Genomic DNA, 26017 nt, shown 5'->3' with positions numbered 1-26017 from the left:
TCGTTCGGCTCTTCAGTCAGGTTCAGCCACGCGCAATTACGGCAGCGTCAGCTTCGACCTTTTCGGCCGCTTTCTGACGGATCAAGCGTTCAAGCTCATCCACCAGATTGTCATTCGTCAGTTTCTGCGACGGCTTGCCGTCGATGTAAATCAGGTTCGGCGTGCCGCCGGTCAAGCCGATATGGGCTTCCTTGGCTTCGCCCGGGCCGTTGACCACGCAACCGATGACCGCGACATCCAGCGGCACCAGCAAATCCTCGAGGCGCCCTTCCAGCTCGTTCATGGTCTTGACCACATCGAAGTTCTGCCGCGAGCAGCTCGGGCAGGCGATGAAGTTGATGCCACGGGAACGCAGGTGCAGGGATTTGAGAATGTCGTAGCCGACTTTCACTTCCTCGACCGGGTCGGCCGCCAACGAGATGCGGATAGTATCGCCAATCCCTTCGGCGAGCAGCATACCGAGGCCGACGGCAGATTTCACCGTGCCGGAACGCAAACCACCGGCTTCGGTGATGCCCAGGTGCAGTGGCTGGACGATTTCCTTGGCCAGCAGGCGGTACGCTTCGACGGCCATGAACACGTCGGAGGCTTTCACGCTGACCTTGAAGTCCTGGAAGTTCAGGCGTTCAAGGTGCTCGACGTGACGCAAGGCAGACTCGACCAGCGCAGCAGGTGTGGGCTCGCCGTATTTCTTCTGCAGGTCTTTTTCCAGGGAGCCGGCGTTCACGCCGATACGGATCGGGATCCCGCGGTCACGGGCGGCATCGACCACCGCGCGCACGCGGTCTTCGCGACCGATGTTGCCCGGGTTGATCCGCAGGCAATCGACACCCAGTTCGGCGACGCGCAACGCGATGCGGTAGTCGAAGTGGATGTCGGCGACCAGGGGGACTTTGACCAGTTGCTTGATCTTGCCGAAGGCTTCGGCGGCGTCCATGTCCGGTACGGAAACCCGCACGATATCGACGCCGGCCGCTTCCAGGCGATTGATTTGTGCGACCGTGGCCGCGACATCATTGGTGTCGCTGTTGGTCATGCTCTGCACAGCGATAGGCGCATCGCCGCCAACAGGCACGTTACCGACCCAGATCTTGCGGGATTCGCGACGTTTGATTGGAGATTCGCCGTGCATGACTTATTGACCCAACTTCAGGCGAGCAGTCTCGCCACTGGTGAACGGAGCGACATCGACTGGCTGGCCGTTGTAGCTGACCTGAGCGCCCCGGGCAAAGCCCAGGCGTACGGAAAACGGTGGTTTGCCATTGACCGCCAGGCTGTCGCCTTTGCGTTTGAGACCGCTGAACAGCACCTTGCCGCTACCGTCGGTCACTTGTGTCCAGCAATCGGAGGTGAACTGCACCTGAACCTGGCCCTGACCGGCCACAGGTGCGGCTGCGGATGCCGCTGGAGCAGGAGCCGCAGCGGCTACCGGTGCAGTCACCGCAGGGACCGGGGCGGCAGGCGCTGCCGGGGCCGGAGTTGCCGGGGCCACCGGCGCTGCGACAACGGGCGCGGTAGTGTGCGCAGGAGCCGCTGGCGTGGTCGGCGCTGCCGGGGCAACTGGTGCAGTCACTTGAGCCTGTTCCGGTGCTTCAGCCGGAGCCTCGGCCTGTGGCAGCGCGAGAGCCGTGCCGCCTTCGGTCTGACCTTCCGCGACGGCCTGGTCTTCCGGCTCATCCAGCGGATGAATCTGAGTGGTACCGTCGGCACCTTCGACTTCTACGTGTTCTGGTGCCAGACCGATCAGGTCCTTGGTGCGCATCGAGGTCTGATCCTGCCACCAGACGAAACCGCCCCCGATCACCGCGACCAGCAACAGCAGGCTGACGATTCGCAAAATGGTGTGGGAAACCCGCACCGGCTCTTCAATACGACCCAGGCTGTGAACATTGCTGCCCTGGGAGTCGGTGCCGGTGGATTGATCGAATTGCTGGACCAGAACGGCCTGGTCCATGCCGAGCAACTTGGCATAGGCGCGAATGTAACCACGGGCAAAGGTATGCCCGGGCAGCTTGTCGAACGCGCCGGCTTCCAGATTGCTCAAGGAAGTAGTGGTGAGGTTGAGCTTGAGGGCCACTTCGGCCAGCGACCAGCCATTGCTTTCGCGGGCCTGGCGCAAAGTCTCACCAGGGTTAACGCGATTCGCTGCTACAACTTCGGGATGCGCCGCTTTCATCATTGCTCCGACAGGTATTGCTGATATTCCGGCGTACCGGGATAGAGTCTTTTTAGTTGCAGGCCTTTACTTGCAGCCTTGTCGCGATCTTCGAACACTTTTGCCAGCCGAACGCCGAGCAATAGACTACGTGCATTTTGCTCGGAGAGCTGGCTGAAACGGTCGTAATAATCTCGCGCGGGCACATAATGCCTGTCTTCGTAAGACAACTCAGCCATTTCCAGCAATGCACGAGGTTGTTGCCGGTTCAGGCGCAGGGCTTTTTCCAGTTGCTGCTGGGCCAGATCACGCTGGCCGAGCATCGCAGCGGTCATGCCCAGGTTCTCGAACACCCGCGAACGCTCAGGGTACAGCGTATCGGCAGCGGCTTGTTCAAAGCGCTCGTAGGCTTCCTTGTAACGTTTCTGCTCGAAAAGAAAACTGCCGTAATTATTGAGGTTTCGTGCGTCGCCCGGACGGGAAGACAGTGCCTTGCGAAAATGCTCGTCGGCCAGCTCCGGCTCCATCTCGGCCTGGAACACCAGCCCCAGCGCCGCATTGGCATCCGGGTCGGAGCCATCGAGTTCCAGGGCTTTTCTCAGCGGAACCTTCGCGCGCTCGGTCATGCCTTGTTGCAAATACCCGATACCGAGCTGCACGTATGCCTCACGCGCTTGATCACGGCCCTTGCTGGTCTTCATCGGGTTGTAATCACCCGAAAGCACGCAGCCAGCACACAGGCTGGCCAACAGCAAAAGCAGCGCAAAGCGCAGGGACATAGAGATCCTCTCTTAATTGTTGTTCGCAGTGCTCGAAGCAACATCGCTGTCGGCGTTCAATTCACGCACGGCGATATAACGTTCGCTGCGACGGGTGCGATCCAGCACCTGCCCTACCAATTGACCACAGGCGGCGTCGATGTCTTCACCACGGGTGGTGCGGACGGTGACGTTGAAACCGGCATGATGAAGCTGATCCTGGAAACGACGAATGGCGTTGTTGCTCGGACGCTCGTACCCGGAATGCGGGAACGGGTTGAACGGGATCAGGTTGATCTTGCACGGGATGTTCTTGAGCAGCTCGATCATTTCCACGGCGTGCTCAAGCTTGTCGTTGACGTCCTTGAGCAAGGTGTACTCGATGGTCAGCACACGCTTTTCGCCCAGGGACGACATGTAGCGCTGGCACGACTCGAGCAGCATCTTAAGCGGATACTTCTTGTTGATCGGCACCAATTGGTTACGCAATGCGTCATTCGGTGCGTGCAGGGACAACGCCAGGGAGACGTCGATGTGCTTGGACAGCTCATCGATCATCGGTACCACGCCGGAGGTCGACAGGGTCACGCGACGCTTGGAAATGCCGTAGCCCAGGTCGTCCATCATCAGATGCATGGCCGCGACGACGTTGTCGAAGTTCAGCAGCGGCTCACCCATGCCCATCATCACCACGTTGGTGATGGCACGGTCGACGGTTGCCGGGACGCTGCCAAAGGATTTGTTGGCAATCCACACCTGGCCGATGACTTCGGCGGCGGTGAGGTTGCTGTTGAAGCCTTGCTTGCCGGTGGAGCAGAAACTGCAATCCAGGGCACAGCCTGCCTGGGACGAAACGCACAAGGTGCCGCGTTTGCCCTGGGGAATGTACACGGTCTCGACGCAGCTGCCGGACGCCACGCGCACCACCCACTTGCGGGTGCCGTCGCTGGAGATGTCCTCGCTGACCACTTCCGGACCACGGACCTCAGCAACAGCCTTGAGCTTTTCGCGCAAGGCCTTGCTGACGTTCGTCATGGCATCGAAATCATCGACACCAAAGTGGTGAATCCATTTCATTACCTGACCGGCACGGAAACGCTTCTCCCCGATTGAGTCGAAGAATTTTTCCATTTCCTGTTGAGTCAGACCCAGCAGGTTAGTTTTTACAGTCGATGTAGTCATGGATTCACCTTCACTCTTAAGCCAATGCTTAGCGAGTGGTTACTTCAGTAGCTGCGAAGAAGTACGAGATTTCGCGAGCGGCAGCGGCTTCGGAGTCCGAACCGTGTACGGCGTTGGCGTCGATGGAATCAGCGAAGTCAGCGCGGATGGTGCCGGCAGCAGCTTCTTTAGGGTTGGTAGCGCCCATCAGCTCACGGTTCAGAGCGATAGCGTTTTCGCCTTCCAGAACCTGAACGACTACCGGACCGGAGATCATGAAGGCAACCAGGTCGTTGAAGAAACCGCGAGCGCTGTGCTCAGCGTAGAAGCCTTCGGCTTCAGCTTTGGACAGTTGCTTCAGTTTCGAAGCTACAACGCGCAGGCCGGCTTTTTCGAAACGAGTGGTGATCTCGCCGATCACGTTTTTAGCAACGGCGTCAGGCTTGATGATGGAGAAAGTACGTTGAACAGCCATGGTGTAACTCCAGAAACGGTAATTTACGAAAAATTAAACCCGCGAATTATACGCGGGTTCTTGGGTATTGCCTAACTGCTTGCGGGTCGCGCCCTCTGTAGGAGCTGCCGAAGGCTGCGATCTCTTGATCGTGCACTCGAGATTCAAGTGGCATCGGAAAAGATCGCAGCCTCGCTCCGCTCGTCAGCTCCTACACGGGTCGTGCCCTCTGTAGGAGCTGCCGAAGGCTGCGATCTCTTGATCGTGCACTCGAGATTCAAGTGGCATCGGAAAAGATCGCAGCCTCGCTCCGCTCGTCAGCTCCTACTCTGCTTCTTCGATCCAGGCGGCCTGAATGGCTTCAAGCACCTTCTCGCCACCACGTGTCGGATCATCGCTAAACTCCGGCAATGCCAGCACCCATTTGTGCAGATCGACGAAGTTCACGTAGCGCGGGTCCACATCCGGCTTGGATTCAGCCAGTTGGATTGCAATTTCCAGCACATCAACCCATTTCAGACTCATGACAATTCCTTGAATCAGTGCGGCGCTTCGGCGGCGTGGTTGAGCGAGTACTTCGGAATTTCGACCGTCAGGTCTTCGGTACCGACCTTGGCCTGGCACCCCAGGCGGGACTCGCGCTCAAGACCCCAGGCCTTATCAAGGTAGTCTTCTTCCAGCTCGTCGGCCTCTTCCAGCGAGTCGAAACCCTCGCGGATGATGCAGTGACAGGTGGTGCAGGCACACACGCCGCCACAGGCACTTTCCATCTCGATGTGGTGCTCATGGGCCAGTTCGAGGATGGAAACCCCCGTCTCAGCTTCAACAACCATGCCTTCGGGGCAAAACTTCTCGTGTGGCAGAAAAATGACCTGCGGCATCGTTATTCCTCAATCTCATTCAGGTTGCGCCCCGCCAGTGCGGCTTTCACCGTCGAGTCCAGGCGGCGGGCAGCAAAGGCGTCGGTCACTTGCGACAGACGCTTGGTCTGCTGCTCGATGGCGTAACCATCGGTACCTTTCATCAGTTCGGTCAGTTCCTGCACCTGCAGATCAATGACCAGGCGCTCTTCGGCGTCGAGCAAGCGCTCGCCATCAGCCTCCAGAGCGGCCTGCACGGCTTCGATCAGGCGCTGGGCGTCGACCTGCTGCTCGCGCAGTACACGGGCAACCTTGTCGTCATTGGCGTGCTGGAACGAGTCCTTGAGCATTTTGGCGATTTCGCCGTCGGTCAGGCCGTAGGACGGCTTGACCTGAATGCTGGCTTCGACGCCCGAACCCAGTTCGCGAGCGGAAACACTGAGCAGACCGTCGGCATCGACCTGGAAGGTCACGCGAATCTTCGCCGCACCCGCCACCATTGCCGGAATGCCGCGCAATTCAAAGCGCGCCAGCGAGCGGCAGTCGCTTATCAGCTCGCGCTCGCCCTGCAACACGTGGATCGCCATGGCCGACTGGCCATCTTTATAGGTGGTGAAGTCCTGGGCGCGAGCGACGGGGATGGTGGTGTTGCGTGGAATCACCTTCTCCATCAGGCCGCCCATGGTTTCCAGGCCCAGGGACAACGGAATCACGTCGAGCAGCAGCAATTCGCCGCCATCGCGCTTGTTACCGGCCAGGGTATCGGCCTGGATCGCAGCACCGATGGCGACCACTTGATCCGGGTCGATTTCAGTCAGGGGCTGGCGACCGAACGCTTCGGCGACGGCTTCGCGAACGCGGGGTACGCGAGTCGAACCCCCGACCATGACCACGGCGTGCACGTCTTCCAGCTCGATACCGGAATCACGTACCGCACGACGGCAGGCTTTGAGGCTGCGCGCGACCATCGGCTCGATCAGCGCATTGAAGGCTTCACGGGTCAGCTGGGCTTTCCAGTCGCCATAGGCAACTTCGACGGCCGCCGCATTGGTCAGGGCTTCCTTGGCGGCGCAGGCGGTTTGCAGCAGGTTGCGCTGCGCACCCGGATCGAGGTCGGCGGACAGACCGGCGCTCTCGATGATCCAGCCAGCGATCGCGTGGTCGAAGTCATCGCCGCCCAGGGCGCTGTCGCCGCCGGTGGCCAGGACTTCGAAGACACCGCCGGTCAGGCGCAGAATCGAAATATCGAAGGTGCCGCCGCCCAGGTCGTAAATGGCGACCAGACCTTCGGCATGCTGATCCAGACCATAGGCCACAGCGGCAGCGGTCGGCTCATTGAGCAAACGCAGCACATTCAGGCCGGCCAGCTTGGCCGCATCCTTGGTGGCTTGACGCTGAGCGTCATCGAAATAGGCCGGAACGGTGATCACCGCACCCACCAGCTCACCGCCCAGGGTCGCTTCGGCGCGCTGGCGCAGGACCTTGAGGATATCGGCGGACACTTCGACCGGGCTTTTCGGGCCCTGGATCGTGTCGATGAACGGCATGTGCGACTCGCCGCCGACAAAGCGGTAGGGCAGTTGCTCGCCCAGCTGCTTGACGTCGGACAGACCACGCCCCATCAAGCGCTTGACCGACAGCACGGTGTTCAGGGGGTCGGTGGCGGCAGCCAGCTTGGCGGATTCGCCAACCTCGACGCGATCGGCGTGATAGCGCACGGCAGACGGCAGGATGACCCGCCCTTGCGCGTCAGCCAGAGGCTCGGAAAGTCCACTGCGCAATGCAGCAACCAGCGAATTGGTAGTGCCCAAGTCGATCCCCACAGCCAGACGACGCTGGTGCGGTTGAGGACTTTGGCCGGGTTCGGCGATCTGCAGTAGGGCCATCGTTATCAGGACTTATCTGTATATCAGGCGTGCGACCGGAGCGGCACTGGGTTAATCGTCGAGGCGCTCTTCTAACTGGCGCACTTCGTAGGTGAGCTTGTCGAGGAACTGCATGCGCCGCATCAGGCGTTCGGCCCGTTCACGTTGCGCGGCATCGTTCCAGCAAGCTGCGAAGCTTTGGTTCAGTTCATCCTGGGCAGCCTTCAGGCGACGCTTGAAGACGGCAACGCCATTGAGATCGGCGCTGTCCTGCAGGTCTTCGAGCTCTTCACGCAGCTCCATCTGCTGCAGAAGGAACTCCGGATCATGCACCGTGACCTCCAGCGGCAGCTCGCCACCATTCAAGGCGAGCAGGTAACGCGCGCGCTTGGGTGGACTCTTGAGCGTCTGATAGGCCTCGTTGAGGCTCGCGGATTGCTCCAGCGCCAGCCGCTGCTCGCGCTCGGAAGCGTCTGCAAAGCGGTCCGGATGAACGCCGCGCGCCAACTCACGGTAGCGCGTAGCCAGCTGATCGAGGTCCAGATCGAAACTCGGTTGCAGCTCGAATAAAGCGAAATGACAAGGAGTACCCACGACAAGCCTCAGATGTTGAAGCTTTCGCCGCAGCCACATTCACCGCGCACGTTGGGGTTGTTGAACTTGAAGCCTTCGTTCAACCCTTCCTTGACGAAATCGAGCTCGGTGCCGTCCAGGTAGGCCAGGCTTTTCGGGTCGATAATCACTTTTTCGCCGTGACTTTCGAACACCTGGTCCTCAGCAACCACCTCGTCGACAAACTCCAGCACGTAGGCAAGGCCGGAACAGCCCGTGGTGCGGACACCCAGACGAATCCCTTCACCCTTGCCGCGCCCGTCGAGGGAGCGCCGCACGTGCTTGGCCGCCGCTTCTGTCATGCTGATAGCCATCGTTGACTCCTTACTCGTCGCCAAATGCTTAGATCAAGCCTTTCTTCTGCTTGTAGTCGCGAACAGCCGCCTTGATGGCGTCCTCTGCGAGTACCGAGCAGTGGATTTTCACTGGCGGCAGGGCCAGTTCTTCAGCCAGCTGGGTGTTCTTGATGGTTTCCGCTTCGTCCAGGGTCTTGCCCTTCATCCACTCGGTGGCGAGGGAGCTGGAAGCGATAGCCGAACCGCAGCCGTAGGTCTTGAACTTGGCATCTTCGATGATGCCGGCGTCGTTGACCTTGATCTGCAGGCGCATCACGTCGCCGCACGCCGGAGCGCCGACCATGCCGGTGCCGACATCAGGATCTTCCGCGTCCATCTTGCCGACGTTGCGCGGGTTTTCGTAGTGGTCGATGACCTTTTCGCTGTAAGCCATGATTCTCAATCCTCACTCATCAGGGCCGCTCTTGAGACCCTGTAGTTGCGCTGCATTTACCGCCGCGCTGCTACAGGACCTGTATCCGGCGGCTTCTATAGTTAGTGTGCCGCCCACTCGATCTTCGAGATATCGACGCCGTCTTTGTACATGTCCCACAGCGGCGACAGAGCGCGCAGCTTGGTTACGGCCTCGCAGACTTTCTGCGCGGCGTAGTCGATTTCTTCTTCGGTGGTGAAACGGCCGAAGGTGAAACGGATCGAGCTGTGAGCCAGTTCGTCGTTGCGGCCCAGGGCGCGCAGTACGTACGAAGGCTCAAGGGATGCCGAGGTGCAGGCCGAACCGGACGAAACCGCCAGGTCCTTGAGCGCCATGATCAGCGACTCGCCTTCAACGTAGTTGAAGCTCAGGTTCAGGTTGTGCGGAACGCGGGCGGTCAGGCTGCCGTTGACGTACAGCTCTTCCAGGTGCTCGACCTGCTTGTAGAAACGGTCGCTCAGGGCCTTGATGCGCACGTTCTCGGCAGCCATGTCTTCCTTGGCTACGCGGAACGCTTCACCCATGCCGACGATCTGGTGGGTCGCCAGGGTGCCGGAACGCATGCCACGTTCGTGGCCGCCACCGTGCATGGTCGCTTCGATACGTACGCGCGGCTTGCGGCTGACGTAGAGGGCGCCGATGCCTTTAGGACCGTAGGTCTTGTGGGCGGAGAAAGACATCATGTCGACTTTCAGCTTCTGCAGGTCGATCTCGACCTTGCCGGTGGACTGAGCGGCGTCGACGTGGAACAGGATGCCCTTGGAACGGAGCAGTTCGCCGATCGCTGCGATGTCGTTGATGGTGCCGATTTCGTTGTTCACGTGCATGACCGACACCAGGATGGTGTCGTCGCGCAGTTCGGCTTCGATCATCTCAGGCGTTACCAGGCCATCGGTGCGAGGCTCGATGTAGGTCACTTCGAACCCTTCACGCTCCAGTTGGCGCATGGTGTCCAGGACAGCCTTGTGCTCGATCTTGGTGGTGATCAGGTGCTTGCCTTTGGTGGCGTAGAAATGTGCCGCACCCTTGATTGCCAGGTTGTCGGATTCGGTGGCACCGGAGGTCCAGACGATTTCACGCGGATCGGCATTGACCAGGTCGGCCACCTGACGACGGGCGTTTTCAACGGACTCTTCAGCTTTCCAGCCGAACACGTGGGAACGGGACGCCGGGTTACCGAAGTTTCCGTCGACCAGCAGGCATTCACTCATCTTTTGCGCGACACGCGGATCAACCGGGGTGGTCGCAGAGTAATCAAGGTAAATCGGCAATTTCATGGACTATCTCCTAAATCAGGCTGGCTGGCGTGCCGCTAGCTCTTTGGCTGTCATTCGACGGCGGACGCTTCAATCTTGTCCAGGCGTGGCACCTTGCTGTTGCAACGGCGCTGGTCCTGACGCTGGGCTACTTCTTGCACCTCACGGCGAGTCACAAGGTCAGCCAAGCTGATACCGCTCAGAAATTCGTGAATCTGCAGGCTCAGGTCGCACCACAAGTGGTGGGTCAGGCAGGTGTCGCCTTGATGGCAATCACCCTGCCCCTGGCATTTGGTGGCATCGACCGATTCGTTCACCGCATCGATCACCTGGGCGACCTGGATGCCCTGCATGTCGCGGGACAATTGGTAGCCACCGCCCGGACCACGCACGCTGGACACCAGATTGCTGCGGCGCAATTTGGCAAAAAGCTGTTCGAGGTAGGACAGGGAGATGCCTTGGCGCTCGGAGATATCGGCCAGGGACACGGGCCCGTGCTGCGCGTGCAACGCCAGGTCAAGCATGGCGGTCACGGCGTATCGGCCTTTTGTAGTCAGTCGCATGGACAATTACCACGGAGTTCGGAATGAGGCGAGTATGCAATTCCCGAGTATTTAAGTCAACTATAAGACCTAGTACTTTAGTCGGGATTACCCGCAAAGAGCGGGCGCATCATAGCAGGGTCTGCGGCTTAATGGCACACCGCTTAGCGCAGCGCCATTACCCAAATACGACCTCCGATCCCTGTAGGAGCTGCCGCAGGCTGCGATCTTTTGACTTTGATTTTTAAAAAAACAAGATCAAAAGATCGCAGCCTGCGGCAGCTCCTACACAAAGGCGTCAGCTGGCCTGGGTCTGGTCTTTGTCTTTTACGCAGGCGAAGTCTTCTTCGCGCAGCTCAGGCAGATCTTTCGCACAGTAATTACTGCCCAGATCCTTCAACGCCCCGCACATCCCCTCCAGACGCCCATCGACCGCCTGCAGGTGGTCAAGCAACTGGTTGATGGCGCGAGCTACCGGGTCAGGCATGTCTTCAGTCACGCCATAGGCATCAAAACCAATCTTCTCGGCCATCGCCTTGCGCTTGGCGTCCAACTCCTGGTCGGGCTTGACGATGATCCGCCCCGGAATCCCCACCACCGTGGCGCCCGGCGGAACTTCCTTGGTCACCACGGCGTTGGAGCCAACCTTTGCACCCGCACCTACAGTGAACGGGCCAAGTACCTTGGCGCCGGCACCGACAACGACCCCATCACCCAGGGTCGGGTGACGCTTGCCCTTGTTCCAACTGGTGCCGCCCAGGGTCACGCCCTGGTAAATAGTGACGTCGTCGCCGATCTCGGCGGTTTCACCGATGACGATGCCCATGCCATGGTCAATGAAGAAACGACGACCGACCTTGGCCCCCGGATGGATCTCGATCCCGGTCAGCCAGCGACCGAAGTTCGACACCAGCCGCGCCAGCCACTTCAGGTCCGCGCGCCACAGCATCGCCGACAAACGGTGAATCCAGATGGCGTGCATGCCGGGGTAGCAGGTCAGGACTTCAAAAGCGTTACGCGCCGCCGGGTCTCGATGGAATACGCTCTGGATATCTTCACGCAAACGCTCAAACATCATTAATCCTTCCGCTTCAGGAGCTCACCACGGGCCGCTTTCTGGGTTTCCGTGAGGATGCCACGCAAAATATTCATTTCCGCCCGGCTGACCGAGCTGCGTCCGTACAACCGGCGCAGGCGCGCCATCAAGTGCCGTGGTTTTTCCGGATCGAGGAATTCGATGGCCACCAGGGTTTGCTCCAGGTGTTCATAGAATCGCTCCAGCTCGTCCATGGTCGCCAGCTCAGCGCTTTTGACCGAAGCCACCTCTTCCTTCTCGACCTTGCTTGGCTGGCCTTGGGCCGCCAGCCAGGACATGCGCACTTCATAGCTCAACACCTGCACCGCCGCCCCCAGGTTCAGAGAACTGAACTCAGGGTCGGATGGGATGTGCACGTGATAATGACATCGCTGCAGCTCTTCGTTGGTCAGGCCGGAATCTTCACGACCGAACACCAGGGCGATTTCCGCGCCCTGCCCGGCTTCCTCGACCACCTTCGTTCCGCATTCGCGGGGATCGAGCAGCGGCCAGGGAATGCGCCGGTCGCGGGCACTGGTACCCAGCACCAGATTGCAGCCGACCAGGGCATCTTCCAAGGTGGCGACGACTTGCGCGTTTTCAAGGATGTCACCGGCACCGGAAGCACGGGCGTCGGCCTCGTGATGCGGGAACTGACGAGGCTCGACCAGCACCAGCCGCGACAAGCCCATGTTCTTCATGGCACGCGCAGCCCCGCCGATATTGCCCGGATGGCTGGTATTGACCAGGACGACACGAATGTTATGCAGCAAGGGAGGCGCTCTCGAACACGATAATCGGGAGCGGAATCTTACAGCTGAAGCTACCGTTAAGCCATGAAAGCGAACGTCGTCCTTCTCCTGTAGAAACTTTCTGATAGAATGCCCGGCTTTCTTTAACAACCTTAGGTGACACATCCATGCAGCCCATGCTGAATATCGCGCTGCGCGCCGCCCGCAGCGCCAGTGAATTGATCTTCCGCTCCATCGAGCGCCTGGATACCATCAAGGTCGACGAAAAAGACGCCAAGGATTACGTATCCGAGGTGGATCGCGCCGCCGAACAGAAAATCATCGACGCCCTGCGCAAGGCGTACCCGAATCACTCGATCCTGGGTGAAGAGACCGGCATGCACGCCGGCACCGGCATCGAAGGCGAAGAGTACCTGTGGATCATCGATCCGCTGGACGGCACCACCAACTTCCTGCGCGGCATTCCTCACTTCGCTGTCAGCATTGCCTGCAAATACCGCGGTCGCCTGGAGCACGCTGTTGTTCTGGACCCGGTTCGCCAGGAAGAATTCACCGCCAGCCGTGGTCGCGGCGCTCAACTGAACGGTCGTCGCCTGCGCGTCAGCGGTCGCACCAGCCTGGACGGCGCCCTGCTGGGTACCGGCTTCCCGTTCCGTGACGAGCAGATGGACAACCTCGACAACTACCTGGGCATGTTCCGCGCCCTGGTTGGCCAGACTGCCGGCATCCGTCGCGCAGGTTCGGCGAGCCTGGACCTGGCCTACGTGGCTGCCGGCCGTTTCGACGCCTTCTGGGAGTCGGGCCTGTCCGAGTGGGACATGGCCGCAGGCGCCCTGCTGATCCAGGAAGCCGGCGGTTTGGTGAGCGACTTCACCGGCGGTCACGACTTCCTCGAGAAAGGCCACGTCGTTGCCGGCAACACCAAATGCTTCAAGGCAGTTTTGACGGCGATCCAGCCGCACCTGCCAGCCTCGCTGAAGCGTTAAGCTTCCCGCGACAGAGAAAGCACCCTGCGGGGTGCTTTTTTTATGCCCGCAATTCGAGCCGGCTTGCTGGCGATCCGACCTGACATTCACCATTGATGCCGACTGCTACACCTCACCCCTGTAGGAGCTGCCGAAGGCTGCGATCTTTTGATTTTAAAAATCAAGATCAAAAGATCGTCCGAACGCGGCCCGAACCTTCGGCAGCTCCTACATTTGAAATCAGTGATTTGCGGGCACAAAAAAAGCACCCCGCAGGGTGCTTCTTTTTTATCCAGATCACTGACCCTGCTGATTCTCCGACAGGATCAACTTGCCTTCCTTATCCACCGGAATCTGGTTGCCCGGATCACGATCCATGCGCACCTTGCCTTCCTTGCCGTCCAGCGAATACCGCACGTCGTAACCTACAACCTTGTCACTGATGTCGTTGACCGTGTTGCAGCGGGTCTGGGTCGTGGTGTAGGTATCACGCTCCTGCATGCCTTCCTGCACCTTGTTGCCGGCATAACCACCACCGACAGCACCCGCGACCGTGGCGATCTTCTTGCCGGTGCCGCCACCGATCTGGTTACCCAGCAAACCACCTGCCAATGCACCGACCACCGTACCGGCGATCTGATGTTGATCTTTCACCGGCGCCTGCCGGGTGACCGTTACATCCTTGCACACTTCACGTGGAGTCTTGATTTGTGTCTTGACCGGCTCAACGGCGAGTACTTGTGCGAACTCAGGACCGCTTTTAACCAGGCTGTAGGTGGCCACAGCGCCCCCGGCAGTCACACCGACAGCACCCAGTACAGCACCAACCAGCATCGACTTGTTCACATGAACCTCCTGGACCATCACATGCGGAACGTGTCCGCGCTTCTCCCAGCCTTGGAGCACAAAAAAAGGCGCGAGTTCAACTCGCGCCTTTTTTGGACTACATCGCAGAGAGAAACTTCCCTCAAGGACGGTCGTCGACTTCCTTCTCGGTATTGGCAGGAGGAATCAGGTCTTCCGTGCTCAGGTTCAGCCAGATCAGCACCACGTTCGCGATGTAGATCGACGAGTAGGTACCCGCCAGAACACCGATGAACAGGGCGATGGAGAAACCGAACAGGTTGTCGCCGCCGAAGAACAGCAGGGCCGCGATCGCCAGCAAGGTGGAGATCGAAGTCGCCATGGTCCGCAGCAGGGTCTGCGTGGTCGAGATGTTGATGTTCTCGATCAGGCTGGCCTTGCGCAGTACGCGGAAGTTCTCACGAACCCGGTCGAATACCACGATAGTGTCGTTGAGCGAGTAACCGATGATCGCCAGTACCGCCGCCAGCACCGTCAGGTCGAAGGTGATCTGGAAAAACGACAGGATACCGATGGTCACGATCACGTCGTGGATCAGGGACACGATCGCACCGACCGCGAACTTCCACTGAAAGCGGAACGCCAGGTAGATCAGGATGCCGCCCAGCGCCATGAGCATGCCGAGGCCGCCCTGGTCGCGCAGCTCTTCACCCACCTGCGGGCCGACGAACTCGACGCGCTTGACCGTCGCCGGGTTCTCGCCGCCGACCTTCTGCAAGGCTTCGGCTACCTGGTGACCCAGTTGCGGGTCTTCGCCCGGCATACGCACCAGCAGATCGGTGGTCGCACCGAAGTTCTGCACGATGGCTTCGTGATAGCCGGCAGTCACCAGCTGTTCACGCACCTTGGTGACATCGGCCGGACGCTCGTAGGTCAGCTCGATGAGCGTACCGCCGGTGAAGTCCAGGCCCCAGTTCATGCCCTTGTGGAAGACACTGAACAAGGCCAGTGCGGTAAGGAACAATGTGACGCCGAACGCAAAGTTGCGAACGCCCATGAAGTTGATTGTACGTAACATGGCAGCCCCTTAAATCCACAACTTCTTGAAGTCACGACCGCCGAAGATCAGGTTGACCATCGCGCGGGTCACCATGATGGCCGTGAACATCGAGGTAAAGATCCCGAGGGACATGGTCACTGCGAAGCCTTTGACCGGGCCGGTGCCCATGGCAAAGAGGATGCCGCCGACCAGCAGTGTGGTCAGGTTGGCGTCGAGAATCGCGGTGAAAGCCCGGCCGAAGCCTTCGTTGATTGCGCGCTGCACGGTCATGCCGGCGGCGATCTCTTCACGGATCCGCGAGAAGATCAGCACGTTGGCGTCGACCGCCATACCCATGGTCAACACGATACCGGCGATACCCGGCAGGGTCAGCGTTGCACCCAGCAGCGACATCAGCGCCAGCAGCATCACCATGTTCACCGCCAGAGCGACGGTGGCAATCAGGCCGAAGAAGCGGTAGATGGCCATGATGAACAGCGAGACGAACAACATGCCCCACAGCGACGCATCGATACCCTTGGTGATGTTGTCGGCACCCAGGCTTGGACCAATGGTGCGTTCTTCAGCAAAGTACATCGGTGCAGCCAGACCACCGGCACGCAGCAGCAGTGCCAGCTCGGACGACTCGCCCTGGCCGTTCAGGCCGGTAATACGGAACTGCGCACCCAGCGGCGACTGGATGGTCGCCAGGCTGATGATCTTCTTCTCTTCCTTGAAGCTCTGCACCGCCACGTCTTTCTCGACGCCGTTGACCACTTGCTTGGTGTAAGTGGTGACCGGACGCTGCTCGATGAAGATCACCGCCATGCTGCGACCGACGTTCGAACGGGTCGCACGGCTCATCAGCTCGCCGCCGTGGCCGTCCAGACGAATGTTCACTTCCGGCGTACCGTGCTCGCCGAAACCAGCCTTGGCGTCAGTCACCTGGTCACCGGTGATGATCAGGCCACGCTCGATCAGCGCAGGAGGACGCTTGCCCTCACGGAACTCGAAGGACTCGGAAGTGGCTTTCGAAGCACCCGGCTCAGCAGCCAGACGGAACTCGAGGTTGGCCGTCTTGCCGAGGATACGCTTGGCTTCGGCGGTGTCCTGCACGCCCGGCAGCTCAACCACGATGCGGTTGGCGCCCTGGCGCTGGACGATCGGTTCGGCAACACCCAGCTCGTTGACGCGGTTACGTACCGTGGTCAAGTTCTGCTTGATGGAGTATTCGCGGATTTCCGCCAGCTTGGCCGGGGTCATCGCCAGACGCAGCACCGGTTGACCATTGAGGTCGGCCGGAACAATGTCGAAATCGTTGAAGTTCTTGCGGATCAGCACACGGGCCTGTTCACGGCTGTCTTCATCAGCGAAGCCCAGCTGGATGGCGCCATTGAGTTGCGGCAGGCTGCGATAGCGCAGCTTTTCTTTACGCAGCAGGCTCTTTACATCGCCTTCGTAGACTTTCAGACGCGCGTCGAGGGCTTTGTCCATGTCCACTTCCAGCAGGAAGTGCACACCACCGGACAAGTCCAGACCCAGCTTCATCGGGTGCGCAGCGAGGTTGCGCAGCCATTGCGGGGTGGTTTGTGCCAGGTTCAGCGCGACGACGTAGTCATCACCCAACGCCTTGCGCACAACGTCCTTGGCCGGCAGCTGGTCTTCAGCCTTGGTCAGGCGAATCAGCCCGCCCTTGCCGTTGGCGGCCAGGGTGGCAGCCTTGACGTTGATCCCGGATTCCTTGAGCGCCGTGCTTACACGATCCAGATCAGCCTGATTGACCTGCAGCGCAGTGCTTGCACCGCTGACCTGAATGGCCGGGTCATCAGGGTAAAGATTGGGAGCGGAATAAATCAGACCGACCGCCAGCACCGCCAGGATCAGAATGTATTTCCACAGAGGATATTTGTTCAGCATCACGCCGCCCGTTTATGACGCGGGGCGCCTTGCGCGCCCCGTCGATTGAAGATGAAGTTGAAACTTAGATCGCTTTGAGCGTGCCTTTTGGCAGCGTCGCGGCGATGGCACCTTTCTGGAATTTCATTTCGACGGTGTCGGAAACTTCCAGAACGACGAAATCGTCGGCCACTTTAGTGATCTTGCCGGCGATGCCGCCGGTGGTCACAACTTCGTCACCCTTTTGCAGGCTGCTCAGCAGGTTTTTCTGCTCTTTGGCGCGCTTGGCCTGTGGACGCCAGATCATCAGGTAGAAGATGACCAGGAAGCCGACCAGGAAAATCCACTCGAAACCGCCGCCCATAGGGGCTGCCGCAGGTGCTGCAGCGTCTGCCATGGCATTAGAGATAAAAAAGCTCATTTAGCACTCCAGTTGCAAATGTTGAATCTTGGGGTCAGAAAACTCAGTCCAAAGGCGGAACAGGTAACCCGCGTTTGGCGTAGAAGGCATCGACAAAGGCGGCCAATGTACCCTGTTGAATAGCCTCGCGCAAACCAGCCATAAGCACTTGATAATGACGCAAGTTATGGATGGTATTGAGCATGCTTCCCAGCATTTCGCCGCACTTGTCCAGATGATGCAGATAAGCGCGGGAGAAGTTCTGGCAGGTATAGCAATCGCAGGTCGGATCGAGCGGCGAATCATCATGGCGATGGAACGCGTTTCGGATCTTCAGCACGCCGGTATCGATGAACAGATGCCCATTGCGGGCATTACGGGTTGGCATCACGCAATCGAACATGTCCACACCGCGGCGCACACCCTCAACCAAGTCTTCCGGTTTGCCAACGCCCATAAGGTAACGAGGTTTGTCAGCCGGCATCATGCCCGGCAGGTAATCCAGCACCTTGATCATCTCGTGCTTGGGCTCGCCCACCGACAGGCCGCCGATGGCCAGGCCATCGAAGCCGATCTTGTCCAGGCCTTCCAGGGAGCGCATGCGCAGGTCCTGGTGCATGCCGCCCTGAACGATGCCGAACAGCGCCGCCGTGTTGTCGCCATGGGCTTCTTTCGAACGCTTGGCCCAACGCAGGGACAATTCCATGGAAATACGGGCGACGTCTTCATCCGCCGGGTACGGCGTGCATTCGTCGAAAATCATCACGATGTCGGAGCCCAGGTCACGCTGGACCTGCATCGACTCTTCCGGCCCCATGAACACCTTGGCGCCGTCGACCGGGGAGGCGAAGGTCACGCCCTCCTCCTTGATCTTGCGCATGGCGCCCAGGCTGAACACCTGGAAACCGCCGGAGTCGGTCAGGATCGGCCCTTTCCACTGCATGAAATCGTGCAGGTCGCCGTGCTTCTTGATCACTTCCGTGCCCGGGCGCAGCCACAGGTGGAAGGTGTTGCCCAGAATGATTTCAGCGCCAGTCGCCTCGATATCCCGTGGCAGCATGCCCTTGACCGTGCCGTAGGTGCCCACCGGCATGAAGGCCGGGGTCTCGACGGTACCGCGCGGGAAGGTCAAACGACCGCGACGAGCCTTGCCATCAGTGGCCAGCAACTCGAAAGACATACGACAGGTGCGACTCATACTGTTTCCTCTGGGCCCGATTCTTTAGGGGCAGTCGGCGCAGGATTACGCGTGATGAACATCGCATCACCGTAGCTGAAAAAGCGGTAACCGTTGTCGACCGCAGCCTTGTAGGCCGCCATGGTCTCGGGATAACCGGCGAACGCCGAAACCAGCATCAACAGCGTGGATTCGGGCAAATGGAAGTTGGTGACCAAGGCATCGACCACATGAAACGGCCGGCCAGGATAAATGAAAATGTCTGTATCGCCGCTGAACGGCTTGAGCACGCCATCGCGCGCCGCACTTTCCAGGGAACGCACGCTGGTGGTCCCCACCGCCACCACGCGACCACCGCGAGCACGGCAAGCCGCAACGGCATCGACCACGTCCTGGCCGACTTCCAGCCATTCGCTGTGCATGTGGTGGTCTTCGATCTTCTCGACCCGCACCGGCTGGAACGTCCCTGCGCCAACGTGCAGGGTCACGAACGCCGTCTCGACGCCCTTGGCGGCAATCGCCTCCATCAGCACCTGATCGAAATGCAGCCCCGCCGTCGGCGCCGCCACCGCGCCCAAACGCTCGGCGTAGACGGTCTGGTAACGCTCGCGGTCGGCACCTTCATCCGGGCGGTCTATATAAGGAGGCAACGGCATGTGCCCGACGCGGTCGAGCAGCGGCAACACCTCCTCGGCAAACCCCAGCTCGAACAACGCATCGTGCCGCGCCAGCATCTCGGCCTCGCCACCGCCGTCGATGAGAATCTTCGACCCAGGCTTGGGCGACTTGCTGGAACGCACATGGGCCAGCACGCGATGACTGTCGAGCACGCGCTCCACCAGGATTTCCAGCTTGCCGCCGGAAGCCTTCTGGCCAAACAGCCGCGCCGGAATCACCCGGGTATTGTTGAACACCATCAAATCGCCAGGGCGCAAATGCTCCAGCAAATCAGTGAATTGACGGTGTGCCAGGGCGCCGCTGACCCCATCCAGGGTCAACAGACGACTATTGCGACGCTCGGCCAAAGGATGGCGGGCAATCAGCGAATCAGGGAGCTCGAAAGTAAAGTCAGCAACGCGCATGATGGGGTTCGTCTAGCAGGGCCGGGAAGTCTAGCGGAATTATCAAAAATTCTCCATGTACCTGATTGACCAGCGGTTATCTCATCTCTATACTTCGCCGCCATTGAGCCCTGATGGCGGAATTGGTAGACGCGGCGGATTCAAAATCCGTTTTCGAAAGGAGTGGGAGTTCGAGTCTCCCTCGGGGCACCAAAATTAAGAAAGGTCTTGCTTAGCAAGGCCTTTTTTTTCGCCCGCGATAAAGTGGCCAGCCCCCCCACCGACAAACACCCCGACAACGCACCAACCTGTAGGAGCTGCCGAAGGCTGCGATCTTTTGATCTTGCTCTCTTCTGCCCCTCTCGCCGGAAGAACATTTCACAAGGATTCCCCCCATGGAATTGCACCTGGAAACCGTCGCCCTCTTCTCCCTCAAACTGGCTTATGAATCGGAAGGCCAGAGCCCGATCTTGCGGGATGATTTAGTCATGGGTGATTACCAGCGGGATGTGTTTGAGTTGTTGGTGCGGCGAGGGGATGTTGAAGGGATTCTGGTGAAGGTAGGTGAGTGTGTGGGGTTGGCGTTGGATGCTGTTGGAGGTGTGGATAAGCCGTTGGGGCGGGAGTTGGGGAGGTTGGTGGGGGAACTCCGCAGTGCGCAGACGATGGAGCAGCTTAATACTCCACTCATATCACTCAAGGATTACTTGAAAGACATCTTGTAAATGTTTGTAGGCCGCGGAATCCGGGACAAAAAAATGCTGTACTGTCGGCCGACCTGTCGCTAGCGCAAAAAAAGGCACCAGCCACACTCTCTCAATCAATTACAAAGAGAACGTTGCCAGCACCGATTTGCAGAGATGACATTGTTTCGAACAGATCAAAAAAAACGATAGCGCTGGAGAATTCGTTGAATTAGCTGAGCCTGAGTGCCAGATGAGCAACGATTTTGAGGAAACGAAAGCACCACACTCTTCGCTTGGCCGATATCGGCTACCGACCTGCTCGATATGCTGTCAATTTCACTACCTGCAAATTTTGTGGAGCTTGCGGCCTCGAAACAGAAGGATAGCTGCGCCATAGTCTCAGCTTCGCGTTTTTCTTCTAACAGGTCCATACACAAGCTCCTTCGCTTCTGGCCTTTAAAGGCGGCGGGATTCTAGCCCCTTCACTACCAATCCTTCAAGGGTAGAGACCGCCTCCATCGAGATACGTGCCACTGGTTCCGCGTCTCTTAGGATCATACGTCCGTCTTTTTTCCGACCAGCGGGATTGGCGGAAAAGAATTTAAGGAATCGCGATGGCGCTACGCCATCAAAAGGAAGCACGCGTACCTTCGTGGTATCACTCTCATTCTCAGTTATAGCATCTTGGTGAAGCCTCGTAGCAAGACTCTTACGATAAGGCTCAAGAAAAATGACTTCTTTAATTCCAGCCGCTACCAAATGTCGAGCACATGAATGGCAAGGGTATGTGGTGACAAATAATTTCCCATGCCGAATTTTAGCTCCATCTGTTGCCCCCGCATTGAGCAACGCGTGCATTTCAGCATGTACCGCCCTGGAAAATTCAATCAAACTTTTAAGTTGAGTTTTACCTCTAATAACCGATAGCGCCGCCTCTTTCTTATCAGGCGATATTATTTCAGATTCAACCAACTTATCCACAATATAATTAGATATTGCCTTCTTCTCTTGATCATTCGAACAAACACCCCCTCCCATGTTCCAGCATCGTCGATCCTCGTCTGAGTTAAGTCCATCCCCCTCAGTCTGGTATAGCCCTCCGAATGCCTTAGGAACATCATTCCAGCCTGTTGATATCAACTCCCCATCTTCACTTGTTATTGCCGCACCAACTTGCCTAGATAGGCACGCTGAATTTCTTGCTGCAGAAAAAGCCGCATACATGGCTCGTTCATTTACTGTTGGCGTCGCAATTACGGTCCCCAACATTAAATCCAAAAACCTCTTCACCCTACTGAGTCGGTGAGAATCGGTTGTTTTCTCAACCCGAAGGAAAAAGTCGGATTGAGGAAAGGTATCCTCAACTCGCTGTCCATGGTCTATCTCTTCCCCCGAATCACGATCAATCAACTCATGGATTTTCTCGTTTTTAAGGCACCCTCAAGTCGCGCTATTCGCATCTCTATTGGTGAATAGACACCGACTACGTATAGCATCTCTCCATAGATCGATCGTAATAGCCGCAGCTCATCAACATGCTTTACTGAATCGATAATGTGGCACCACTTTAGAGTAACATTAGGCACCAACCCGTCATCACCTTCGTCGTTAAACAAGTCGGGATGCTCAGCTTTTTTCGCGGCCGTCGCTTTCGCCTGCTCAGCGGCTCTTGCGATACTTATTTTCCGAACAGCCAGTTTCGCCAAGACCTCATTGCCGTGATCCCTGCGCAGATCATTCCCAGCCTCAATAAGATCTTTGATCGAACTGTTAGAACCCAAACCAACTTTGTTTTTAATCTCCTCACTAAGCCTAATTATTTCGACATGTTCATAGCCGTAATCTGTACTCAGCAATAAATCTTTAAAACTTTGAGCGACTTCGTGCAGTGGCGTTCCCAACGGACCACATAGCGCAATGACCACTTGTGGCGTTAATGTCCTTTCAATAGCAAGCACATCATCAAAATCGCTTCCAGCATTGGTTGCTCCGACGACGCGAAGCCCTGTTTCGACAGCTGCCATGAGACACGTCCTTTGTTATTTTGCTGACTCGATAATGGCATGACACCATCGTTCCGGATAGCCCGCCGAACGCCGCCGCTCTATCAAGCCCCTGAGAAGGCTCGTGGCAGCTCCTCAAATCAAGGATGTTGACCATGACTAGAATAAATCCGTACGAAATTTGGTTTTCCCCAATACGCAATTCCCAATCGCGAAACGCCCTACCCCATTGCCTCTCCCTCCTCGGAGGTGGCCAATGACTGGACAATCTGAACTCAAAACCATCGGCCTGATACCCGCGATCTACTGTGCGGTTCAAGCGTTGTTTCATGTGACCCGCGGTGTTCCTCTTGGCGATGCGTTGTCCATGGCTTCCGATTTTTTGTTCTTGGCCAAGACACTCACTGAAGATGCCGCTTATGCCAGGGACACTGACCGTCACGCTTGGGCTGCGCATTATCTGACTTCAATGAGTAAGGCGTTGGTGGATGATGCGGTGAAGGTGCTGATGCGGGATCGGGATAATGAAGTAGCGTCCAAGCGAGCGGGGGCTAAGGCTGAGGGGTAGTGGGCGGCGCGCCGGGATCGCTTTTGGTTTCAAGCGTCGGGCGTGATGTTGTGAGGGCGGGCTTGGTTGCGGTGGGCGGGGTGTTCAGCGGGACATGTGGATGCCTTGGGTTTTTCGCGAGCGGGCTGCTCCTACAGGGGGTTGTGGTTCAGTTCTGGGTTTTGTGTTGGCTGGGCTGGCGCCTTCGCGGGCAAGCTCGCTCCCACAGAGGGTTGCGGTGAGCTGGCAGGCGTTGGCTCCAGCGGGTTTTGATTTCGGTGCACCTTCGGCATTGATAGTGGCGCACTGAATATCTCGTTTGGTTTTTGAACGACCACATGAACTCAAACTCGAAATCGACGCGCTACTACTACCTGCTGACTACAAACCTGATCACTCTGCGCCCAGGAAAATCCTGGAACTTTCCACGCTAGCCGAATGCCAGCAACTGCGCGCTCTGTATCCCTCACCGGCAGATTGAGCCAGCCAATGATTTGATTGGGACTGGGGCGGACCTCTTGAGCTCCTGAACCGACCCCCTGTTGTTTGATAACCTCTATGTTTTACTGATGGACTGAGGATTGTAGCTCGAGGCTACAGGCTTCACCTGAGACGTAGAGGCTGAAGGCGGTGATAGACACTAGTCTGGTGGCGAAGCTAAGAGCTGAGAATGCAAGATTGGTTGCCTTGCTGAATGCTCATGGCATCGAATGGCGCCCGCCTGCTGAGCCAGTCAAAATAGCGATTGTCCAAGCAGAGCAATCACAGCAACTCGATACTGAAGGAAAGCTTGCCCTATTCCGAAGCTTGTTTCGTGGCAGGACGGACGTTTATCCCATCCGCTGGGAAAGCAAGGCAGGCAAATCAGGATACGCACCCGCTTGCGCAAACGAATGGAGGCCAGGCGTTTGTGAGAAGCCCCGAATTAAATGTGGCGACTGCGGTAACCGCCAGCTGCTTCCGCTGACCGATGAGGTGGTCTATCGCCATCTGGCGGGCGAAGTGGTCGTTGGTATCTACCCCCTACTCTCTGATGACACTTGTTATTTTTTGGCTGTCGACTTCGATGAAGCCGAATGGCGTGATGATTCCAAAGCTTTTGTGCAGTCATGCCATGAGCTGAACGTCCCGGTGGCGCTTGAAATATCGCGCTCAGGCCAAGGGGCTCATGGCTGGATTTTCTTTGAGCGTAATGTTCCTGCCTGCGATGCGCGCCGCCTCGGTGCCGCAATCATCAGTCATGCCTGTGAGCGCACCCGCCAGTTGGCGCTCAGCTCCTATGATCGACTGTTTCCAAACCAGGACTATATGCCCAAAGGCGGCTTTGGAAATCTCATAGCGCTCCCTTTGCAAAAGCGCGCCAGGGCCCAAAACAACAGCATTTTTGTAGACGACTCGCTTGAGCCCCATCCTGATCAATGGGCCTTCCTGGCATCGATTCAACGCATGAGCCCAAAAGATATCCAGCCCGTTATTATCCAGGCGATGGGTAATCGAGACCCTCTAGGGGTCGCCTATGTCGATGACGAAGGTGATGCGGAACCTTGGAAAGATCGTGAATCGAGATCACGTAAATTGACATGCCCGTTGCCTGCTGCTGTCAACATCACGCTGGCCAACCTAATTTACTTTGAAAAGTCGGGATTGCCACAGCCATTGGCAAACCAGCTTGTCCGGCTCGCTGCTTTTCAAAATCCTGAGTTCTACAAAGCTCAGGCCATGCGCATGTCAGTGTGGAACAAGCCAAGGATTATCGGCTGTGCCCAGAATTTCCCCAAACATATTGCGTTACCGCGTGGCTGTTTGGATGCTGCGCTGGAGCTTTTAGAGGAAAACGGGGTTACCCCTATTCTTAAAGACGAACGCTTCGCGGGCGCCCCCATCGACGTGAGCTTTCTCGGGACCCTGCGTTCTGACCAAGAGGCCGCTGTCAGCGCAATGCTAAGTCATGACACCGGTATCCTCTGCGCACCGACAGCTTTCGGTAAAACGGTGAGTGCTGCTGCGTTGATTGCCGCACGTGGCATTAACACGTTGGTGCTTGTGCATCGGACGGAGCTGTTAAGGCAGTGGCAAGAGCGCTTGCAGGCGTTCCTGGGAGTCGGGAATGGTGTCGTTGGTACCCTTGGGGGCGGAAAAACGAAGCTTACCGGCATCATCGACATTGCCGTAATGCAGTCGTTATCGCGAAAAGGCGAGATCAGCGATCAGGTAAAAAACTACGGCCAGATCATCGTTGATGAGTGTCATCACCTATCAGCCGTGTCATTCGAGGCACTACTGAGGAGCGCGACCGCGCGGTACGTACTGGGACTCACCGCAACCCCAGTGCGTCGAGATGGGCAACAGCCTATTATTTTCATGCAGTGCGGACCGATCCGACATTCTGCTGCTCGGCCAGCGAGTGCGCCTCATGACCTATCTGTCGTGCCTCGATTGCTGTCAAAACCAATAGTGGTCCCCGACGGCTTTGGGATTCAGGACGTTTTTCGGCATCTAGCCGACGACTCTGAGCGAACAGCCAAAATCGTTTCGGAGATTGAGTTGGCGTACAGGGAGGGTAGAAAAATTCTAGTACTAACGGAGCGGACGGAACATGTGGATGCCCTTGAATTAGAATTGAAGCAGCGCGTGCATAACCTTTTCACGCTTCATGGGCGAGTACCTAAGAAACAGCGCATTTCCCGCATGCATGACCTTGAGTCCCTTCCCCCTGATGCTCCACGGGTGCTGTTGGCAACAGGAAAACTAGTAGGTGAAGGTTTCGATCACCCGCCGTTGGACACGCTGGTACTGGCAATGCCCATCTCATGGAAGGGAATCCTTCAGCAATATGCAGGGCGGTTGCATCGATCGCATGCCGATAAGGCCGACGTGCGAGTGATTGACTTCGTTGACGGGGGAAATGTCGCGCTGCTGAGAATGTGGGATAAGCGCCAGGCGGGTTACAAAGCGATGGGCTACCGTATGGCTGATTCCATGGTCACCATGGACCTACTCTAACGTGGTTGACGGTCAACCTCCGTATAATCTCAGGATGCTTTTTTCAAGGACAAACAAAACCCCAACTGCTTTCGCAATTGGGGTTTCGGAATTTAATCTTGACGATGACCTACTCTCACATGGGGAAACCCCACACTACCATCGGCGATGCATCGTTTCACTTCTGAGTTCGGGATGG

At 57.8% G+C, this 26017-nt stretch carries 28 protein-coding genes and 1 tRNA gene; 5 read left to right on the top strand and 24 right to left on the bottom strand.

Going from position 1 to position 26017, the window contains the following annotated elements; all coding sequences use genetic code 11:
* Positions 1 to 22: 22 nt before the first annotated feature.
* From ispG to trmJ, 15 genes are all read right to left on the bottom strand, one after another.
* Complete coding sequence (gene ispG, locus C9422_RS20240; protein WP_003185136.1) at positions 23 to 1132, bottom strand: flavodoxin-dependent (E)-4-hydroxy-3-methylbut-2-enyl-diphosphate synthase; 1110 nt, start codon at positions 1130 to 1132, stop codon at positions 23 to 25.
* Between the two features lie 3 nt (positions 1133 to 1135).
* Positions 1136 to 2176 (bottom strand): RodZ family helix-turn-helix domain-containing protein, encoded by a 1041-nt coding sequence (locus C9422_RS20235; RefSeq protein ID WP_116581900.1) that lies wholly within the window; start codon positions 2174 to 2176, stop codon positions 1136 to 1138.
* Positions 2176 to 2934 carry a type IV pilus biogenesis/stability protein PilW gene (gene pilW / locus C9422_RS20230; RefSeq protein ID WP_116581899.1) on the bottom strand — a complete coding sequence of 253 codons (759 nt, stop codon included), beginning with the start codon at positions 2932 to 2934 and terminating at the stop codon, positions 2176 to 2178. The genes C9422_RS20235 and pilW overlap by 1 nt, the downstream gene beginning before the upstream one ends.
* Positions 2935 to 2946: 12 nt before the next feature.
* On the bottom strand, positions 2947 to 4095 hold the full coding sequence (rlmN, locus tag C9422_RS20225; protein ID WP_015093627.1) for a 23S rRNA (adenine(2503)-C(2))-methyltransferase RlmN: 1149 nt from the start codon (positions 4093 to 4095) through the stop codon (positions 2947 to 2949).
* A 28-nt stretch (positions 4096 to 4123) separates the two neighbouring features.
* Positions 4124 to 4549 (bottom strand): nucleoside-diphosphate kinase, encoded by a 426-nt coding sequence (ndk, locus tag C9422_RS20220; RefSeq protein WP_007903599.1) that lies wholly within the window; start codon positions 4547 to 4549, stop codon positions 4124 to 4126.
* 303 nt (positions 4550 to 4852) lie between these two features.
* Positions 4853 to 5053, bottom strand: coding sequence for a Fe-S cluster assembly protein IscX (gene iscX / locus C9422_RS20215; protein WP_116581898.1), 201 nt, complete (start codon positions 5051 to 5053; stop codon positions 4853 to 4855).
* A gap of 14 nt (positions 5054 to 5067) precedes the next feature.
* Positions 5068 to 5409 (bottom strand): ISC system 2Fe-2S type ferredoxin, encoded by a 342-nt coding sequence (gene fdx, locus C9422_RS20210; protein WP_015093626.1) that lies wholly within the window; start codon positions 5407 to 5409, stop codon positions 5068 to 5070.
* A gap of 2 nt (positions 5410 to 5411) precedes the next feature.
* A complete protein-coding gene (hscA, locus tag C9422_RS20205) occupies positions 5412 to 7274 on the bottom strand; it encodes a Fe-S protein assembly chaperone HscA (RefSeq protein WP_116581897.1) in 1863 nt (620 codons plus the stop codon).
* Positions 7275 to 7325: 51 nt separating this feature from the next.
* On the bottom strand, positions 7326 to 7847 hold the full coding sequence (hscB, locus tag C9422_RS20200; protein ID WP_007974002.1) for a co-chaperone HscB: 522 nt from the start codon (positions 7845 to 7847) through the stop codon (positions 7326 to 7328).
* Between the two features lie 8 nt (positions 7848 to 7855).
* Complete coding sequence (gene iscA, locus C9422_RS20195; RefSeq protein ID WP_007974004.1) at positions 7856 to 8179, bottom strand: iron-sulfur cluster assembly protein IscA; 324 nt, start codon at positions 8177 to 8179, stop codon at positions 7856 to 7858.
* 28 nt (positions 8180 to 8207) lie between these two features.
* Positions 8208 to 8594 carry a Fe-S cluster assembly scaffold IscU gene (gene iscU, locus C9422_RS20190; RefSeq protein ID WP_007974006.1) on the bottom strand — a complete coding sequence of 129 codons (387 nt, stop codon included), beginning with the start codon at positions 8592 to 8594 and terminating at the stop codon, positions 8208 to 8210.
* 101 nt (positions 8595 to 8695) lie between these two features.
* Entirely contained in the window at positions 8696 to 9910 is a 1215-nt protein-coding gene (locus C9422_RS20185) for an IscS subfamily cysteine desulfurase (RefSeq protein WP_008057730.1), read from the bottom strand.
* 50 nt (positions 9911 to 9960) lie between these two features.
* Positions 9961 to 10452, bottom strand: coding sequence for a Fe-S cluster assembly transcriptional regulator IscR (gene iscR, locus C9422_RS20180; protein ID WP_007974010.1), 492 nt, complete (start codon positions 10450 to 10452; stop codon positions 9961 to 9963).
* Positions 10453 to 10729: 277 nt separating this feature from the next.
* The gene (gene cysE, locus C9422_RS20175; protein WP_116581896.1) at positions 10730 to 11506 is read right to left on the bottom strand and encodes a serine O-acetyltransferase; all 777 of its coding nucleotides are present in this window, start codon (positions 11504 to 11506) and stop codon (positions 10730 to 10732) included.
* Positions 11507 to 11508: 2 nt separating this feature from the next.
* Positions 11509 to 12279, bottom strand: coding sequence for a tRNA (cytosine(32)/uridine(32)-2'-O)-methyltransferase TrmJ (gene trmJ / locus C9422_RS20170; RefSeq protein ID WP_007974014.1), 771 nt, complete (start codon positions 12277 to 12279; stop codon positions 11509 to 11511).
* A gap of 146 nt (positions 12280 to 12425) precedes the next feature.
* Between trmJ and suhB the strand changes: the two genes are divergently transcribed.
* On the top strand, positions 12426 to 13244 hold the full coding sequence (gene suhB, locus C9422_RS20165; protein WP_007974015.1) for an inositol-phosphate phosphatase: 819 nt from the start codon (positions 12426 to 12428) through the stop codon (positions 13242 to 13244).
* A gap of 276 nt (positions 13245 to 13520) precedes the next feature.
* Here suhB and C9422_RS20160 read toward each other — a convergent pair whose 3' ends face one another.
* The 6 genes from C9422_RS20160 to queA all read right to left on the bottom strand — a co-directional run bounded on the left by C9422_RS20160 (position 13521) and on the right by queA (position 19621).
* The gene (locus C9422_RS20160) at positions 13521 to 14069 is read right to left on the bottom strand and encodes a glycine zipper 2TM domain-containing protein (RefSeq protein ID WP_104450787.1); all 549 of its coding nucleotides are present in this window, start codon (positions 14067 to 14069) and stop codon (positions 13521 to 13523) included.
* Between the two features lie 121 nt (positions 14070 to 14190).
* Positions 14191 to 15105, bottom strand: a complete 915-nt coding sequence (gene secF, locus C9422_RS20155; RefSeq protein ID WP_007980597.1) for a protein translocase subunit SecF — start codon at positions 15103 to 15105, stop codon at positions 14191 to 14193.
* A gap of 9 nt (positions 15106 to 15114) precedes the next feature.
* Complete coding sequence (gene secD / locus C9422_RS20150; protein ID WP_007980595.1) at positions 15115 to 16983, bottom strand: protein translocase subunit SecD; 1869 nt, start codon at positions 16981 to 16983, stop codon at positions 15115 to 15117.
* A gap of 64 nt (positions 16984 to 17047) precedes the next feature.
* A complete protein-coding gene (gene yajC / locus C9422_RS20145; RefSeq protein ID WP_007956696.1) occupies positions 17048 to 17383 on the bottom strand; it encodes a preprotein translocase subunit YajC in 336 nt (111 codons plus the stop codon).
* A gap of 43 nt (positions 17384 to 17426) precedes the next feature.
* On the bottom strand, positions 17427 to 18542 hold the full coding sequence (gene tgt / locus C9422_RS20140; RefSeq protein WP_162130301.1) for a tRNA guanosine(34) transglycosylase Tgt: 1116 nt from the start codon (positions 18540 to 18542) through the stop codon (positions 17427 to 17429).
* A 14-nt stretch (positions 18543 to 18556) separates the two neighbouring features.
* Positions 18557 to 19621: a tRNA preQ1(34) S-adenosylmethionine ribosyltransferase-isomerase QueA gene (gene queA, locus C9422_RS20135; RefSeq protein ID WP_116581895.1), complete on the bottom strand. Its 1065-nt coding sequence runs from the start codon at positions 19619 to 19621 to the stop codon at positions 18557 to 18559.
* 107 nt (positions 19622 to 19728) lie between these two features.
* Here queA and C9422_RS20130 point away from each other — a divergent pair.
* Positions 19729 to 19813 (top strand) — tRNA-Leu (locus tag C9422_RS20130).
* Positions 19814 to 19995: 182 nt separating this feature from the next.
* A complete protein-coding gene (locus C9422_RS20125) occupies positions 19996 to 20325 on the top strand; it encodes a hypothetical protein (RefSeq protein ID WP_116581894.1) in 330 nt (109 codons plus the stop codon).
* Between the two features lie 155 nt (positions 20326 to 20480).
* On the opposite strand, the gene C9422_RS20120 is transcribed toward C9422_RS20125, so the two are convergent.
* From C9422_RS20120 to C9422_RS32405, 3 genes are all read right to left on the bottom strand, one after another.
* Positions 20481 to 20717 (bottom strand): hypothetical protein, encoded by a 237-nt coding sequence (locus tag C9422_RS20120; protein ID WP_116581893.1) that lies wholly within the window; start codon positions 20715 to 20717, stop codon positions 20481 to 20483.
* 25 nt (positions 20718 to 20742) lie between these two features.
* Entirely contained in the window at positions 20743 to 21555 is an 813-nt protein-coding gene (locus C9422_RS32410) for a deaminase (protein WP_256590001.1), read from the bottom strand.
* 137 nt (positions 21556 to 21692) lie between these two features.
* Positions 21693 to 22310, bottom strand: coding sequence for a hypothetical protein (locus tag C9422_RS32405; protein ID WP_218279153.1), 618 nt, complete (start codon positions 22308 to 22310; stop codon positions 21693 to 21695).
* Between the two features lie 235 nt (positions 22311 to 22545).
* Between C9422_RS32405 and C9422_RS20110 the strand changes: the two genes are divergently transcribed.
* Entirely contained in the window at positions 22546 to 22857 is a 312-nt protein-coding gene (locus tag C9422_RS20110; RefSeq protein ID WP_116581892.1) for a DUF3077 domain-containing protein, read from the top strand.
* A 609-nt stretch (positions 22858 to 23466) separates the two neighbouring features.
* On the top strand, positions 23467 to 25839 hold the full coding sequence (locus C9422_RS20105) for a DEAD/DEAH box helicase family protein (protein ID WP_116581891.1): 2373 nt from the start codon (positions 23467 to 23469) through the stop codon (positions 25837 to 25839).
* The last annotated feature ends 178 nt before the right edge of the window (positions 25840 to 26017 follow it).

It is taken from the genome of Pseudomonas sp. B1(2018), assembly GCF_003097365.1.
In the GTDB taxonomy this organism is placed as follows: Bacteria; Pseudomonadota; Gammaproteobacteria; order Pseudomonadales; family Pseudomonadaceae; genus Aquipseudomonas; species Aquipseudomonas laurylsulfatiphila.
The sequence above is the reverse complement of the archived record's forward strand: the minus strand, read 5'-3'. Positions and strand labels throughout refer to the sequence as shown.

Excerpts from the sequence above, each read along its gene's own strand:
- iscR (WP_007974010.1), bottom strand. The coding sequence starts at position 10,452 with ATGCGACTGACTACAAAAGGCCGATACGCCGTGACCGCCATGCTTGAC.
- hscA (WP_116581897.1), bottom strand. The coding sequence starts at position 7,274 with ATGGCCCTACTGCAGATCGCCGAACCCGGCCAAAGTCCTCAACCGCAC.
- cysE (WP_116581896.1), bottom strand. The coding sequence starts at position 11,506 with ATGTTTGAGCGTTTGCGTGAAGATATCCAGAGCGTATTCCATCGAGAC.
- ispG (WP_003185136.1), bottom strand. The coding sequence starts at position 1,132 with ATGCACGGCGAATCTCCAATCAAACGTCGCGAATCCCGCAAGATCTGG.
- suhB (WP_007974015.1), top strand. The coding sequence starts at position 12,426 with ATGCAGCCCATGCTGAATATCGCGCTGCGCGCCGCCCGCAGCGCCAGT.
- queA (WP_116581895.1), bottom strand. The coding sequence starts at position 19,621 with ATGCGCGTTGCTGACTTTACTTTCGAGCTCCCTGATTCGCTGATTGCC.
- secD (WP_007980595.1), bottom strand. The coding sequence starts at position 16,983 with ATGCTGAACAAATATCCTCTGTGGAAATACATTCTGATCCTGGCGGTG.
- ndk (WP_007903599.1), bottom strand. The coding sequence starts at position 4,549 with ATGGCTGTTCAACGTACTTTCTCCATCATCAAGCCTGACGCCGTTGCT.
- fdx (WP_015093626.1), bottom strand. The coding sequence starts at position 5,409 with ATGCCGCAGGTCATTTTTCTGCCACACGAGAAGTTTTGCCCCGAAGGC.
- rlmN (WP_015093627.1), bottom strand. The coding sequence starts at position 4,095 with ATGACTACATCGACTGTAAAAACTAACCTGCTGGGTCTGACTCAACAG.
- iscA (WP_007974004.1), bottom strand. The coding sequence starts at position 8,179 with ATGGCTATCAGCATGACAGAAGCGGCGGCCAAGCACGTGCGGCGCTCC.
- C9422_RS20125 (WP_116581894.1), top strand. The coding sequence starts at position 19,996 with ATGGAATTGCACCTGGAAACCGTCGCCCTCTTCTCCCTCAAACTGGCT.
- C9422_RS20110 (WP_116581892.1), top strand. The coding sequence starts at position 22,546 with ATGACTGGACAATCTGAACTCAAAACCATCGGCCTGATACCCGCGATC.
- C9422_RS20120 (WP_116581893.1), bottom strand. The coding sequence starts at position 20,717 with ATGGACCTGTTAGAAGAAAAACGCGAAGCTGAGACTATGGCGCAGCTA.
- secF (WP_007980597.1), bottom strand. The coding sequence starts at position 15,105 with ATGTTACGTACAATCAACTTCATGGGCGTTCGCAACTTTGCGTTCGGC.
- pilW (WP_116581899.1), bottom strand. The coding sequence starts at position 2,934 with ATGTCCCTGCGCTTTGCGCTGCTTTTGCTGTTGGCCAGCCTGTGTGCT.
- tgt (WP_162130301.1), bottom strand. The coding sequence starts at position 18,542 with ATGTCTTTCGAGTTGCTGGCCACTGATGGCAAGGCTCGTCGCGGTCGT.
- C9422_RS32405 (WP_218279153.1), bottom strand. The coding sequence starts at position 22,310 with ATGGCAGCTGTCGAAACAGGGCTTCGCGTCGTCGGAGCAACCAATGCT.
- yajC (WP_007956696.1), bottom strand. The coding sequence starts at position 17,383 with ATGAGCTTTTTTATCTCTAATGCCATGGCAGACGCTGCAGCACCTGCG.
- C9422_RS20235 (WP_116581900.1), bottom strand. The coding sequence starts at position 2,176 with ATGAAAGCGGCGCATCCCGAAGTTGTAGCAGCGAATCGCGTTAACCCT.
- C9422_RS20185 (WP_008057730.1), bottom strand. The coding sequence starts at position 9,910 with ATGAAATTGCCGATTTACCTTGATTACTCTGCGACCACCCCGGTTGAT.
- C9422_RS32410 (WP_256590001.1), bottom strand. The coding sequence starts at position 21,555 with ATGTTGGGGACCGTAATTGCGACGCCAACAGTAAATGAACGAGCCATG.
- iscX (WP_116581898.1), bottom strand. The coding sequence starts at position 5,053 with ATGAGTCTGAAATGGGTTGATGTGCTGGAAATTGCAATCCAACTGGCT.
- iscU (WP_007974006.1), bottom strand. The coding sequence starts at position 8,594 with ATGGCTTACAGCGAAAAGGTCATCGACCACTACGAAAACCCGCGCAAC.